Genomic DNA, 12,993 nt, shown 5'->3' on the forward strand with positions numbered 1-12,993 from the left:
ATTAGTTGCCCGAAATTTCAGTCAGGCGGCAGCAGGAGATGCGCATCACTCGTACACGGTGCGCTCAACGGGGCGTTGCGTAAGCTGTTCGCGGCTCCGGGACCAGACCTAATGCCGCCGACGCCGCTTCAGATCGGCCGGCGGAAGGATCGATCATCCTGGGACCACGCGCCTCGACTTATCCGAGCTACGACCGACGCCTCAACCGACAAGCAGCCGTTCGGCTTCGCACCCATATCGGTCGCTGAGAGAGCCGTAACGCCGTCTCCAGAACGGACTTCCCAAGGGGATGCGCCGATCCTGGATCGCTGGCGCCATCCTTGCCTCGGGTGATGTGTCCGAAGCCGGAGTCGCATGCCATGACTGTCACCGATCATGCCCTCGCCTGGACACAGCTATTCGGGGAACTCGACCGGAGTGGCTTGGCGCTACACCTGCAGATCCGTCGGGCAGTTGTGACCGCCATCGAACGGGGGCTGTTCACCGCAGAGGCTCGGCTGCCTTCGACGCGCCAGTTGGCGGCTCTGCTCGGGGTCGCTCGCAACACCGTGGTGAACGCGTACCAGCAGCTCATCGACGAGGGTTTCCTGGTCGCTCACGAGCGCAGCGGGATTTTCCTGGCGCCGGATCTGACCGTCTCTGAGACACGCGGACCGACCCACGGACGAACCATCGCGTGGTCTCGGCGCTTCGCGGTCCGGCCGGCGCAGCTGCGGCAGATCACCAAGCCCCGGGACTGGCTCGACTATCCCTATCCCTTCCTATTCGGACAGTTCGATCCGTCCCTGTTCCCGGCCAACGACTGGCGCGAGAGCGTGCGGGCCGCCTCCGGGGTATCCGAGATCAACGCCTGGGCGGGCGATCTGATCGACGAGGACGACGCCGATCTCGTGGAGCAGCTCCGCCTGCAGGTGCTGCCGCGGCGGGGCATCTTCGCGAGCGCCGACGAGGTGATGGTCACCATCGGCTCGCAGCAGGCCCTCTCGCTGCTGATCCAGCTGCTGGTCGGCCGCGACACAGCGGCGGGCGTCGAGGACCCCAGCTATCCCGATACCCGCAACATGCTGACCCTCGCCACCGACGACCTCGCGACGCTCGCCATCGACCGGCACGGGGTCGTGCCCGATGCCGCCTTCGCCAGCCGGGACGTGGCGTTCGTCACTGTGGGGCATCAGTGCCCGACCACCGCGGTGATGCCGCTGGAGCGGCGCCGCGCCCTCCTCGAAGCCGCGCGGCGGCACGACGTCGTCCTGGTCGAGGACGATTACGAGGCCGACCTCGCGCTGGCGGACGAGATCCCGTCCCTCAAGAGCCTCGATACGGACGGCCGCGTGATCTATGTCGGCAGCTTCTCGAAGGTGCTCGCGCCGGGCCTGCGGGTCGGTTACGTGGTGGCGCCCCGGGCCGTGATCGCGGAGCTGCGCGTGCTGCGGCGGCTGATGCTGCGCCATCCGCCCTCGAACAATCAGCGCGCCACCGCGATGTTCGTGGCGCTCGGGCATTACCGCACGCATCTGCGCCGGACCGCCACCGTCCTGGAGGAGCGCGCCGTCCGGATCGCCGGCCTGCTGCCCCGCCTCCTGCCCGCGTTCCGCTGGCGGCGCGACCCGGGGGCCACGAGCTTCTGGGTGGAGGGGCCTGTCGGCCTCGATGCCCGGGATCTCAGCGTGCGCGCCCGCGCCCGCGGCGTCCTGATCGAGCCGGGCGACATCTTCTACGCCGATCCGGAGGCCGGCCGTGCCTGCTTCCGCCTGGGCTTCGCCTCGATCCGCACCGACCGGATCGAGGCGGGCCTCACCCGCCTCGCGGAACTGGTCACGCCGGCTGGAATCCCCATGTCACAGGGTATGCCCGAGCAAGTCTGAGACCGCCTGTACCACGCTCGTGACGGCGACGGTGCAGAGCAGCAGGATCGACAGGGCGCGATGCCCCCGTCCGGCACCGAGCCTGAGAAGCGCCTCGCCGAGCCGGCTGCCGGCGACGATGAGCGGAATGCCGACGATAACCGGGATCGCCAGAAAGACCCCGAAGAGCCCGGCGGTCGCGAGGCTGACGGCGCTGGCGATCGACGTCGCCAGGAAGAACACCAGCAGCGAGGCGCGCCCCTGTTGCGGCGAAAGCGGCGTTGCGAGGTAATAGGCGACCACGGGCGGACCCGGCATCGCCGCGAGCCCATTACACAGGCCGGCGGTGACCCCGACCGCCAGGGTCGCGCTGCCGCGCGGAAGCCCGGCGAAGCGAAAGCCGCGCAGGAGCGCGACGGTCCCGCAACCGCAGACCAGCGCGATGCCGAGCCGGGCGACGTCCGGGCTGGCCGCAGCCAGCGCGGCGACTCCGAGCGGTGATCCGATCGCCGTGCCGGCGACGAGCCAGCGGAGCGAGGGCCAATGGCAGGTTCGGCGCGCCCGCGGCAGGTCGGACAGGCTCGCGCAGAACTGGAGGGCGACCGCGAGCGGGACGCACTGGCTCGGTGGGAGCGAGAAGCCGAGCAGCGGCACGGCCGCCAGGGCGAAGCCGAAGCCCGTAAAGCCGCGGATCAGCGCCGCGGCGAAGATCGCGGCCGCGATCGCGATCAGGGATGCCGGCTCGGGCATCGGAAGAGTGGGAGGCACCGCCCTAACGCATGTCGACCACGATGGTCTTCTTGCGGGTGAAATGCTCCAGCATCGACTCCAGGGAGGCCTCCTTGCCGAGGCCCGACTTCTTGAAGCCGCCGTAGCTGAGATTCGGCTGGATCGTCAGGTTCTGATTGACCTGCACATAGCCCGCATCCAGCGCGTGCGACACCCGCAGCGCCCGGCGCAGGTCCCGGGTCCAGACCGTTGCGGCGAGGCCGAACGCGCCCGCATTCGCCGACTCCAGGACCGCCTCCTCGTCGGAGAACGGCACGATGCAGGCGACCGGACCGAAGATCTCGTCGCGCATGAGCGGGCTGTCCTCGGTCAGACCGGTGAACAGGACTGGCTCCACGAACAGGCCCTCGGCGAGATTCGGCGCGGCCGGCAGGCGCCCGCACCGCACGGCCCGCGCGCCCGGCGTGGCCTCGCCCTGGGCGATGTAATCCATGATCTTGGCACGCTGCCGGGCATTGATCACAGTGCCGATATCGGTGGCCTCGTCCAGGGGATCGCCCATCCGGAGGTTCGAGACGGCGGCGGCCAGACGCTCCACGAACCGGTCGTGCAGCTCAGCGTCGACGTAGATCCGGCTCGAGGCGGTGCAGCTCTGGCCCTGTCGGGTGAAGCGCATGCCAGCCACCGCGCCCGCGACGGCCCGGTCGAGGTCCGCATCCGCGAACACCAGCATCGGACTCTTGCCGCCGAGTTCCAGGCTCACTGGGATCAGCTTGTCGGCGGCCTCGCGGTAGATCGCCTCGCCCACCGCCTGCGAGCCCGTGAAGGTGACCTTGGCGACGTCCGGGTGCCGGACCAGCGGCGCTCCGCAGGCGGGACCGGTGCCGCAGATCACGTTGAGGACGCCGGGCGGCAGGAGATCGGCCAGGAGGCGCGCCGCCTCGATCGTCGCGAAGGGGGCCTCCTCGGACGCCTTCACCACCACGGTATTCCCGGCGACCAGGGCCGGTCCGATCTTGAGCGCCATCAGCACGAGGGGCACGTTCCAGGGCAGGACCGCCGCCACCACGCCCAGGGGCTCGCGGGTGGTCAGCGCGAGCATGTCCGGGCTGAACGGCAGCGTCTCGCCCTTCAATTCGGTGGCAAGACCGCCGAACATCGCGAGGATGTCGGCCGCGGTGGCGATCTCGGGGCGGCACTCGGTGCGGATCGCCTTGCCGGTCTCGGCGGCCAGCAGCGGGGCGAGATCCGGGGACGCCGCCGCGATCCGGCGCCCGCCCTCGGCCACCAGCCGCCCGCGCTCGCGGGCCGGCACCCGCGCCCAGGCCCGACCGGCGGCGCGGGCGGCCGCGACCGCGGCCTCGACATCCGCCGGGCCGGCCGCCGGCGCCGGGGCCAGGGCGTGCCCGGTGGCGGGATCGAGGACGGTCAGGCCGTCGCCGTCCACCGGGCCGACCAGCGCATTGCCGATCAGGTGGCGGCCGGCGAGGGCGGCGAGGAGATCGCGCACACCCCGGGGAAGGCGCGCCTGCCCGCACGTTTGGCTCTCGGGGGCGTTCGACATGGGCGACTCACTCGTGGCTCAGCTTTGGGCGTCCCGCCGTCGATAGGGGCGCCCCGTGCGTCGCGACAGGTCCAGCCGGCGGCGCGTGAGGGGGCCAGGGCGGGACCCGGCTGCCCTCAGGCCTTTCCCTTCCAGGGGACCAGCACGCGCTCGAGCTGGCGCAGGCCGACCTCGAACAGGGTGGCGAAAAGGCCGATCAGCAGGATCCCCATCACCACGACGTCGGTGCGCAGGAAGTTGGAGGCGTTGAGGACGAGCTGGCCGAGCCCGGCCTGGGCCGCCACCATCTCGGCGGCGACCAGGGTGGTCCAGCCCACGCCCATGCCGATCCGCAGACCGATCAGGATCTCCGGCAGCGCCGCCGGGAGCACCACGTAGCGCAGGACCTGCGCACGGCTCGCCCCGAGGGCGCGCGCCGCGTTGATCTGGTCGGCGGAGGCCGAGAGCACGCCGGAGCGGGTCGCCAGCGCCACCGGGGCGAAGCAGGCGAGGACGATCAGCAGGACTTTCGACAATTCGCCGATCCCGAACCAGATGATCATCAGCGGCAGGTAGGCGAGCGGCGGCAGGGGCCGGTAGAACTCGATCAGCGGGTCGAGGATGCCGCGGGCGATCCGGCTCGTCCCCATGGCCAGCCCGGCGGGGATGCCGAGCAAAGTGGCGAGCCCGAAGGCCCCGAGGACGCGCAGCAGGCTGTCGCGGACATGGATGCCGAGGGGGGCACCATCCAGATCGCCGTTCCAGGCCTGGCCGAGGGCCGACAAGACCGCCTCCGGCGGCGGCAGGAACAGCGGCTTGATCCAGCCGATATGGGTCGCGACCGCCCAGAGGCCGAGGCAGGCCAGTACGGTAGCGGTGCTGACGATCGGCACCAGCGCGCCGCTGCGGCGGGCCGGGCGCTTGGGACGGGCCCGCTGCGGTTCGGGCACGGCCGTCGCGTCGAGGGGCAGTCCGCTCATCGGGAGCCCCCGAGTGCCGGATCGGTCCGGTGATGGATGCGCGCGAGCACGCGCTCCCGCACGGCGATGAAGTCGGGATCCGACTTGACCGCCCGGGCCTCCCGCCCGGCCACGACCGCGCGCGAGAACGGCAGGTCGATCGTCTCGACGATGCGGCCAGGCCGCGGGCTCATGATCAGGAGTTTCGTGGCCAGGAACACCGCCTCCTCGACGTCGTGGGTGATGAAGAAGGCCATCTTGCCGGTCCGGTGCCAGATTCGAAGGATCAGCTCTTGGACCTGCTCGCGCGTGAACGCGTCGAGGGCGCCCAGGGGCTCGTCCATCAGCAGGGCGCGCGGGTCGGCGGCGAGCGCCCGGGCGATGCCGACCCGCTGCTGCATGCCCCCGGAGAGTTCGTAGACCTTCCGGTCGGCGAATTCGGCCAGTCCGACGAGGTCGAGCATCGCCTGGGCGATCCGGCGCCGCTCCGGGCGCGCGACGCCGCGCAGCTTGGGGCCGAACGCCACGTTCTCGGCCACGCTCAGCCAGGGCATCAGGGCGTGGCGCTGGAACACCACCCCCCGGTCGGCCCCCGGCCCCCGGATCGGCACGCCGTCGAGGAGGATGCTGCCCTCGGTCGGTTCGAGGAAGCCCGCGATCGCCGAGAGCAGGGTGGTCTTGCCACAGCCGGAGGCGCCGAGCGCGACCACGAACTCCCCGGGCCGGATCGTCAGGTTCACCTGCGAGAGGGCGACGATGCCGGCCTCGCCCTCCCCGTAATGGACGCTGACGTTGCGGATCTCGATCATGCCGCCCTCTGAAGCCGCCGCTTACTTCCGGGCCGCCGCGACGTAATCCCCGGTGACGAACCGGCCGTAATCCGGCGCCAGGGCCTGGACGCGGCCCTGCGCCTTCAGGAATTCGGCGGTCTCGGTCAGGGCCTTGGCGGCCCCACCGCCGAGCCAGGCCGGGGAGGCCTGCGCGTCGAGGGCCGGGAAGCGGTAGCTCGCGAGGCTCGCCGGCACCTCCGCGGGATCGGCGCCGGTGATCTTGGCCACCGCCTTCACCTTGGGCGAACCGGCGGCCCAGGGCTTGGCCCCGTAGGCGGTGTCCTCGGCGGCGATCAGCTTCACCAGGGTGACCAGGAAGTCCCGGTTCTGCGCAGCCCAGGCCCGGTCGACCACGAGGCCGTCGAAGGTCGCCTTGCCCTTGCGGGCGATGTCGCCGGCCGACATCACCACCGTGCCGGACTTCTTCACCCGGGCGAGGACCGGATCCCAGATGAAGGTCGCGTCGATGTCGCCGCGCTCCCAGGCGGCGGCAATCTCGGGCGGACGCATGTTGAGGATCGTCACGTCCTTCTGGCTCAGCCCGGCATCGGCCAGGGCGGCGATCAGCTGGTAGTGGGAGGTCGAGACGAATGGCACCGCGACGGTCTTGCCGCGCAGGTCGGACACGCTCTGGATGCCGGTGCCGTTGCGCGCCACGAGTTGCTCGGCGTCGGCAATCTCGTCGAGGATCCAGAAGAGCTGGATGTCGAGCCCCTGCGAGGCCGCCGCGGCGATCGGGCTCGAGCCCGCCTCGCCGATCTGAACGTTGCCCGACGCCATGGCGCGGATCACGTCGCCGCCGCCGCCAAACTTGCGCCAGGTCACCGTGTAGCCGGTAGCCTTCTCGATCGCCCCCGAGGCCATCAGGGCCCGGAACGGCACCACCATGTCCTGGTGGGCGAAGGTGACCGACTTCTCGGCGGCCCAGGCGGGGCCGGGCGCGAGGAGGCCCAGAACCAGGGGCGTCAGGGCGGTCAGGAGCGTGCGCACCACGGAGCGGCGCGGGTTCGATCGCGGCCTTACGCTGTCCATGTCCACACTCCCCCTTGAGCAAACCGGATCGAAGCGGCTCGGCTTGCGACAGGGTCCGACAAGGCAAGCCCCGTGCACAAGGGGCCAGACTCTGCCCAAATCGTCTCCGACTGGCTCCTCCGCCCCTTGGTGCGCCCCCCAACTGGATGCGTCTTTGGCCTCGCTCTGGATCTCGTCTGCCGGCCTGCCGCGGCGTTAGGTCAGCGCGAACGACGGCCGCCTGTGGGCGCGCAAGGGGAGCGCAATGCTATGAGTGAAGCGACGATTGAAGCCGAGCGCCACGCCCTGCTGGAACGCCTGTTCGCCGCCTTCAACCGCCACGACGCCGAGGGTGTCATGGCCTGCTTCACGCCGGGTGTCGTGTTCGACACCGCCGCCGGTCCGGAGGCGCACGGCCGCCGGCTGTCCGGCCAGTACGCGGTGCGGGCGGCCTTCGTGGCGGTCTGGACCGACATGCCGGATGTGGCCTGGACGGTGTCGCGCCACACGCTGGCGGGGGAGCGAGCGACATCGGAATGGCTGTTCACCGGCACCCGGGCCGATGGTGGCCGGGTCGCCGTGGAGGGGGTCGACCTTTTCGTGTTCGAGGGCCGGCTGATCGCCCGCAAGAGCGCCTTCCGCAAGGATCGCCCGGTCCAGGCGGCCTGAGGGAGGCGGAGCGTGAGTCTGACCCCCGATCCCGTCCCGCGCCCGACCGGCGCGCCCTACGATCCGACCTACGACCCGCTGACCGACGCCACCCCGGGGACGGACCGCGCCTACGCGCCGACCTACTGGGTGGCCACCGCAGGCCCGCCGCCGGCCGATGACGGCCCGATCACGGGGGACGTCGATGCGGACGTGGTGATCGTCGGCTCGGGCTTCACCGGCCTGTCCTGCGCCCTCAGCCTCGCCCGCGATCACGGCATCAAGGCTACCGTCTTGGAGGCCAACCGGGTCGCCTGGGGCTGCAGTACCCGCAACGGCGGCCAGGGTCAGAACGCTTCGGGCCGGCTCAGCCGCTCGCAATGGATCGCCCGCTACGGCCGCGAGACCGCGCTCCGCCTCCACGCCGAGATCCTGGAGGGCTTCAAGTATTTCACCGGCCTCGTGCGCGAGTTCGATCCCGATCCGCAGCCCGGCGGCCACATCTACGTCGCCCATCGGTCCCGAACCTTGGCCAAGCTTTCGGCCGAGTCCGAGGTCGCCAACTCGGTCTTCGGCTACCGCACCCGGATGCTGGGCGCGGACGAGCTGCGGCGCGACTGGATGGACGAGGCCGGGGCGGTCGGCGCGCTCCACGAACCGCTTGGGATCGGCATCCATCCGGGCAAGTTCGCCTTCGGTTACCTCCGGGCCGCACGGGCGGCCGGGGCCAAGGTCCACCCTTCCAGTCCGGTGCTCGGGATCGATCGCGACGGCGGCGGCTTCCGGGTGCGGACACCCCACGGGACCGTGCGGGCCCGCGCGGTCGCGATCGCCACGGGCGGCTATACCAGCCAGGGGCTGCACCCGCGCCTGCGCAGCCGGATCATGCCGATCCTGTCGAATTCTCTGGTCACGCGGCCGCTCACCGCCGACGAGATCGCCGCGACGCTGCGCACGACGACCTTCGTCACCGACACGCGCACCCTGCGGTTCTATTACCGCCGGCTGCCGGACGGCCGGGTGCAGATCGGCAGCCGCAGCGCGATCACCGGCGCGGACGCGACCCATCCACGCCACCTGCGCCTGCTGGTGGACGGCCTGCACCAGAAATTCCCGGTCCTCGAAGGCATCGGGATCGACTATTCGTGGTGGGGCTGGGTCGATGTCAGCCACGACATGATGCCCCGCATCGTCCAGCCCGAACCGGGCGAGCCCCTGTTCTATGCCATGGGCTACGGCGGCAACGGCGTCGCGTTCTCGGCCCAGGCCGGCCGCCGGCTCGCTGGGCTGGTCGCTGGGCGCAGGCCCGCGGGCCTGCCGATCTTCGAGGGAGCGCTCCCGGGCCACCCCTTCGCCCCGTTCCGGCGCATCGGGCAGCGGATGCTGTATCGCTGGTACCATCACCGCGACGAGGCGGCCTGAACCGGCCGCCGCCGGCGGACACGAAGAGGCCGTCCCGTGCGTTCGGGGCGGCCTCTTCGTATGGAGGTGGAGGACCGCGTGGCGTCAGGCGGCCTGGGCCCGGTCGAAATTCGGTGCCTCGATCTCGCCGACCCGGTGACAGGCGACGTAGTGGCCCGGGCCGGTCGCCAGCAGGGTAGGATCCTCGGCACGGCAGCGCTCGACCGCGAGCGGGCACCGCCCGGCGAAGCGGCAGCCGGCGGGCGGATCGATCGGGCTCGGCGGCTCGCCGCGCACGAGGTAGCGCGCCTTCAGGGCGTCCCGCGCGGGACCGGCCGGCACCGCCGCCGAGATCAGCGACCAGCTGTAGGGATGGCGCGGGGCGGAGAAGAATGTCCGCGTCGGCGCCTGCTCGACGATGCGGCCGAGATACATCACCGCGACCTCGTGGCAGAGGTGCTGCACGACGCCGAGGTCGTGCGAGATGAAGATGTAGGCGAGGCCGCGCTCGGCCTGGAGCTTGGCCAGGAGGTTGAGGATCTGCGCTTGGATCGCGACGTCGAGGGCCGACACCGCCTCGTCGCAGACAATGATGTCGGGCTCGGTCGCCAGCGCCCGGGCGATGCACAGGCGCTGGCGCTGCCCGCCCGAGAACTGGTGCGGGAACAGGCTCCGGGCCTCGGAGGGCAGGCCCACCGCGGCGAACAGCCCGTCGAGCCGCGCCGCCGCCCGCCTGCGCGAGAGCCCCTCCAGCAGCCGCAGCGGCTCGGCCACGAGATCCCCGGCGCAGCGCCGGGGATCGAGGGAGGCGAACGGGTCCTGAAACACCATCTGGATGTGGCGCCGCGCCTGCCGGAGCCGGGCGCCCCGGAGGCCGAGGATGTCGTCGCCGCGCAGGACCACCTGACCCGCGGTCGCCGGGACGAGGCGCATGATCCCCTGCGCCGTGGTCGACTTGCCGGAGCCGGATTCCCCGACGATGCCGAAGCTGGCGCCCCGGCGCACGACGAAGCTCACGCCATCGACCGCGTGGACGCGCCCGCCCCCCGGGACCGGGAAGTGGACCTTCAGATCGTTGACCTGCAGCAGGTCCGCCCCGGTCGGGAATGATGCGGCGTTCGTCGTCATGCGGCGCGGGTCTCCGGATGCCAGCAGGCCACCGCCCGGGACGGGCCAGCCTCGGCCAGGGGCGGCTGGAGATTGTCCAGGCAGGTGGCATCGGCCCGGCCGCAGCGGTCCGCGAAGGCGCAGATCGCCGGTCGCCGGCCGAGCGGCGGAACGAGGCCCGGGATCTCACGCAGCGGCCCCGTCCGCGCATCGGCCGCCGCGCCGAGGCGCAGATGCGGCGTGCAGCCCATTAGCCCCCGCGTGTAGGGATGCTGCGGCGCGCGCATCACCGACCGGGTGTCGCCCTGCTCGATACAGCGCCCGGCGTAGAGCACCGCCACGGTGTCGGCGATGTCGGCCACCGCGCCGAGGTCGTGGGTGATCAGCACGATGGCGGTGCCCATCTCGTCCTGCAGGGCCTTCAGCAGGTCGAAGACCTGCGCCTGGACGGTCACGTCGAGCGCCGTTGTGGGCTCGTCGGCGATCAGGAGCTTGGGCCGACAGGCCAGCGCCATGGCGATCATCACCCGCTGGCGCATGCCGCCGGAGAGTTCGTGCGGGTAGGCATGCAGGCGCCGTTCGGCCGCGGGGATCTGCACGGCCCTGAGCATCGCCAGCGCCCGCTCCAGCGCGGCGCGGCGCCCGAGCCGCTGGTGGAGCCGCAGCGCCTCGGCGATCTGGTCGCCCACCGTGTAGACTGGATTCAGGGCCGTCATCGGTTCCTGGAAGATCATCGACAGGGCGCTGCCGCGCAGGGCCCGCAGCCGGGCCGGCTTGGCGGTTGCGATATCCTCCCCGGCGAGCCGGATCCGGCCGCCGGCGCGGGCGAAGCCCTCCGGCAGCAGACCCATGATGGCCAGCGCCGTCATGCTCTTGCCGCAACCGGATTCGCCGACAAGCGCGACGGTGCGGCCGGCCTCGACGGAAAAGCTCAGCCGCTCCAGGACCGGCACGGGGCCGTCCGTCTGCGTCAGGGTGACGGTCAGATCCTCGACGGCGAGAACGGGGGCCATCGCTCAGCTCCGCTTGCGCAGGCGCGGATTGACCGCGTCGTTGACCGCGTCGCCCACGAGGCTGACCCCGAGGACCGCGAGGAAGATCGCCGCCCCGGGCAGCAGCACGGTCCACCACGCCTCCAGGGCGTAGGCGCGGTTCTGGCCGATCATCAGCCCCCAGCTCATCACGTTGGGGTCGCCCAGCCCGAGGAAGCTCAGGGCGCCCTCGAACAGCACGGCGGTGCCGATCGCCAGCGTCGCGGAGACCACGATCGGCGGCGCGGCGTTCGGCAGGATCACCCGGCCGATCAGGTAGAGCGGTCCGGCGCCGGCCGCCCGGGCCGCTTTGACGAAGTCGAGACCGCGCAGGCGCAGGAACTCGGCCCGGGTCAAACGGGCCGTGGGCGGCCAGGACACGATGCCGATCGCGATCGTGGTGATGGCGATCCTTTGGCCGAACAGGGTGACCAGAACCATCGCGAACAGCAGGGTCGGCAGCACCTGGAAGAACTCGGTGACCTTCATCAGCGCCGCGTCGACCCGGCCGCCGAAGAAGCCTGCGAGCGCCCCGAAGGTCACGCCGATCACCACGGTGATGAGGGCCGCCGAGAACCCGACCAGCAGGGTCGCGCGGCCGCCCTGGAGCAGAGCTGCGAGGATATCCTGGCCGAGGTAATCGGTACCCAGCACCGGGTCGCCCCCGGGGGGCTGGAACGGGGCGCCGACGATCTCGAACGGGTCGACCCCGTAGAGGTGCGGGCCCGCCAGCGCGGCGAACAGGAGGCCGATCAGGATGACGGAGCCCAGGAGCCCGCTCGGGTTGCGCAGGAACAGGCGCAGGGCGGCAAGGCCGGGATTCGCCGCGGGACGCGGCATCGGGGCCGCCGCCTCGGAACGCATCGGCTCGGGCCGCACCGCCGGCTCGGCCGCGATGAGGGCGCTCATAACGGCCTCCCGGCGCGGATCCGCGGGTCGATCAGGCGATAGAGGAGGTCGGTGACGAGGTTCGCCGCGATGACCAGCAGCGCCGAGCAGAACAGGATCCCGAGCAGCGTCGGGTAGTCGCGCCGCAGGATCGAGTCGAAGGTCAGCCGGCCGAGCCCCGGCCACGCGAACACGGTCTCCACCAGGATCGCCCCGGCGAAGAGCTGACCGAACTGGAGCCCGACCATGGTGACGAGGGGGATCAGCGCGTTGCGCAGCGCGTGCTTGCCGATCACGATCCGCTCCGGCAGGCCCTTGGCCCGGGCGGTCCGGACGTAGTCGGCGTTGAGCGCGTCGATCATGCTGGCGCGCATCAGGCGGCTGTACTGCGCGACGTAGACGATGCCGAGGATCAGCGCCGGCAGGACCAGGTGCTGGGCGACGTCGAGACCGTAGGCGAGGCCGTGGCGCGGGGTGGCCACGTCCTCCATCCCGGCGACCGGGAGCACCGGCCACAGGGAGGCGAACACGACCAGCAGCATCAGGCCGGTCCAGAACACCGGCGCGGCGTTGCCGGCGATCGCCACCAGGGAGACCGCGTGACTGAGGAGGCCGTTCGGTTTGCGGGCGCCCAGGATCCCGAGGCCGGCGCCGGCGAGCACCGCGAAGCCGAGGGACGACAGGACCAGCACGGCGGTGGCCGGCAGCCGCCCGAGGATGAGGCGCGAGACCGGCTCGTTGAAGAAGAACGAGTAGCCGAGATCGCCCCGCGCGACCTTGCCGACATAGGTCGCGAGCTGCTCGGGCAGGCTGCGGTCGAGGCCGTAGCGCGTGCGGATCTCGGCCATGATCTCCGGCGAGGCACCGCCCATCTCCCCGGCGATGACCTGCGCCGGATCACCTGGCGCCGCCTGGATCAGCAGGAAGTTCAGTACCACCACGGCGAGCAGCAGGCCGACGGCGTTCGCTGCCGTCGCGCCGAGCCTGCGCAGGCCCGTCATC

12 protein-coding genes are annotated in these 12,993 nt (G+C 71.5%); 3 read left to right on the forward strand and 9 right to left on the reverse strand.

Features of this window, described 5'->3' with window-relative positions; genetic code table 11:
• Window positions 1-359 precede the first annotated feature (359 nt).
• Window positions 360-1,865, forward strand: coding sequence for an aminotransferase-like domain-containing protein (locus tag AC3IF3_RS23305; RefSeq protein ID WP_489218440.1), 1,506 nt, complete (start codon window positions 360-362; stop codon window positions 1,863-1,865).
• On the opposite strand, the gene AC3IF3_RS23310 is transcribed toward AC3IF3_RS23305, so the two are convergent.
• The 5 genes from AC3IF3_RS23310 to tauA form a co-directional block, all read right to left on the reverse strand.
• On the reverse strand, window positions 1,839-2,594 hold the full coding sequence (locus AC3IF3_RS23310) for a sulfite exporter TauE/SafE family protein (protein WP_279574530.1): 756 nt from the start codon (window positions 2,592-2,594) through the stop codon (window positions 1,839-1,841). The genes AC3IF3_RS23305 and AC3IF3_RS23310 overlap by 27 nt on opposite strands.
• 22 nt (window positions 2,595-2,616) lie before the next feature.
• A complete protein-coding gene (locus tag AC3IF3_RS23315; protein ID WP_489218441.1) occupies window positions 2,617-4,137 on the reverse strand; it encodes an aldehyde dehydrogenase family protein in 1,521 nt (506 codons plus the stop codon).
• Between the two features lie 116 nt (window positions 4,138-4,253).
• A complete protein-coding gene (locus AC3IF3_RS23320; RefSeq protein WP_243999563.1) occupies window positions 4,254-5,096 on the reverse strand; it encodes an ABC transporter permease subunit in 843 nt (280 codons plus the stop codon).
• On the reverse strand, window positions 5,093-5,884 hold the full coding sequence (locus tag AC3IF3_RS23325; protein ID WP_243999564.1) for a taurine ABC transporter ATP-binding protein: 792 nt from the start codon (window positions 5,882-5,884) through the stop codon (window positions 5,093-5,095). Before AC3IF3_RS23325 ends, AC3IF3_RS23320 begins: the two co-directional genes overlap by 4 nt.
• Window positions 5,885-5,905: 21 nt before the next feature.
• A complete protein-coding gene (tauA, locus tag AC3IF3_RS23330) occupies window positions 5,906-6,937 on the reverse strand; it encodes a taurine ABC transporter substrate-binding protein (protein ID WP_489218442.1) in 1,032 nt (343 codons plus the stop codon).
• Between the two features lie 249 nt (window positions 6,938-7,186).
• On the opposite strand from tauA, the gene AC3IF3_RS23335 reads away from it, so the two are divergent.
• Both AC3IF3_RS23335 and AC3IF3_RS23340 read left to right on the forward strand, forming a co-directional pair.
• The gene (locus AC3IF3_RS23335; RefSeq protein WP_489218443.1) at window positions 7,187-7,585 is read left to right on the forward strand and encodes a nuclear transport factor 2 family protein; all 399 of its coding nucleotides are present in this window, start codon (window positions 7,187-7,189) and stop codon (window positions 7,583-7,585) included.
• A gap of 12 nt (window positions 7,586-7,597) precedes the next feature.
• Window positions 7,598-8,986, forward strand: a complete 1,389-nt coding sequence (locus AC3IF3_RS23340; protein ID WP_243999571.1) for an NAD(P)/FAD-dependent oxidoreductase — start codon at window positions 7,598-7,600, stop codon at window positions 8,984-8,986.
• A gap of 84 nt (window positions 8,987-9,070) precedes the next feature.
• Here the strand turns inward: AC3IF3_RS23340 and AC3IF3_RS23345 are convergent, their stop codons facing one another.
• Genes AC3IF3_RS23345 through AC3IF3_RS23360 form a run of 4 tightly spaced genes read right to left on the reverse strand, consistent with a single transcriptional unit; the run spans window position 9,071 to window position 12,992 of the window.
• Window positions 9,071-10,093, reverse strand: coding sequence for an ABC transporter ATP-binding protein (locus AC3IF3_RS23345; RefSeq protein WP_489218444.1), 1,023 nt, complete (start codon window positions 10,091-10,093; stop codon window positions 9,071-9,073).
• Window positions 10,090-11,085, reverse strand: a complete 996-nt coding sequence (locus AC3IF3_RS23350; RefSeq protein WP_489218445.1) for an ABC transporter ATP-binding protein — start codon at window positions 11,083-11,085, stop codon at window positions 10,090-10,092. Before AC3IF3_RS23350 ends, AC3IF3_RS23345 begins: the two co-directional genes overlap by 4 nt.
• Window positions 11,086-11,088: 3 nt before the next feature.
• On the reverse strand, window positions 11,089-11,967 hold the full coding sequence (locus AC3IF3_RS23355; protein WP_489220398.1) for an ABC transporter permease: 879 nt from the start codon (window positions 11,965-11,967) through the stop codon (window positions 11,089-11,091).
• A 41-nt stretch (window positions 11,968-12,008) separates the two neighbouring features.
• A complete protein-coding gene (locus tag AC3IF3_RS23360; RefSeq protein ID WP_489218446.1) occupies window positions 12,009-12,992 on the reverse strand; it encodes an ABC transporter permease in 984 nt (327 codons plus the stop codon).
• Window position 12,993: the final 1 nt, after the last annotated feature.

The sequence above is a fragment of the Methylobacterium sp. J-118 genome (genome assembly GCF_057836565.1).

Excerpts from the sequence above, each read along its gene's own strand:
- AC3IF3_RS23310 (WP_279574530.1), bottom strand. The coding sequence starts at position 2,594 with ATGCCCGAGCCGGCATCCCTGATCGCGATCGCGGCCGCGATCTTCGCC.
- AC3IF3_RS23320 (WP_243999563.1), bottom strand. The coding sequence starts at position 5,096 with ATGAGCGGACTGCCCCTCGACGCGACGGCCGTGCCCGAACCGCAGCGG.
- AC3IF3_RS23325 (WP_243999564.1), bottom strand. The coding sequence starts at position 5,884 with ATGATCGAGATCCGCAACGTCAGCGTCCATTACGGGGAGGGCGAGGCC.
- AC3IF3_RS23350 (WP_489218445.1), bottom strand. The coding sequence starts at position 11,085 with ATGGCCCCCGTTCTCGCCGTCGAGGATCTGACCGTCACCCTGACGCAG.
- AC3IF3_RS23345 (WP_489218444.1), bottom strand. The coding sequence starts at position 10,093 with ATGACGACGAACGCCGCATCATTCCCGACCGGGGCGGACCTGCTGCAG.
- AC3IF3_RS23305 (WP_489218440.1), top strand. The coding sequence starts at position 360 with ATGACTGTCACCGATCATGCCCTCGCCTGGACACAGCTATTCGGGGAA.
- tauA (WP_489218442.1), bottom strand. The coding sequence starts at position 6,937 with ATGGACAGCGTAAGGCCGCGATCGAACCCGCGCCGCTCCGTGGTGCGC.
- AC3IF3_RS23335 (WP_489218443.1), top strand. The coding sequence starts at position 7,187 with ATGAGTGAAGCGACGATTGAAGCCGAGCGCCACGCCCTGCTGGAACGC.
- AC3IF3_RS23355 (WP_489220398.1), bottom strand. The coding sequence starts at position 11,967 with ATGCGTTCCGAGGCGGCGGCCCCGATGCCGCGTCCCGCGGCGAATCCC.
- AC3IF3_RS23315 (WP_489218441.1), bottom strand. The coding sequence starts at position 4,137 with ATGTCGAACGCCCCCGAGAGCCAAACGTGCGGGCAGGCGCGCCTTCCC.
- AC3IF3_RS23360 (WP_489218446.1), bottom strand. The coding sequence starts at position 12,992 with ATGACGGGCCTGCGCAGGCTCGGCGCGACGGCAGCGAACGCCGTCGGC.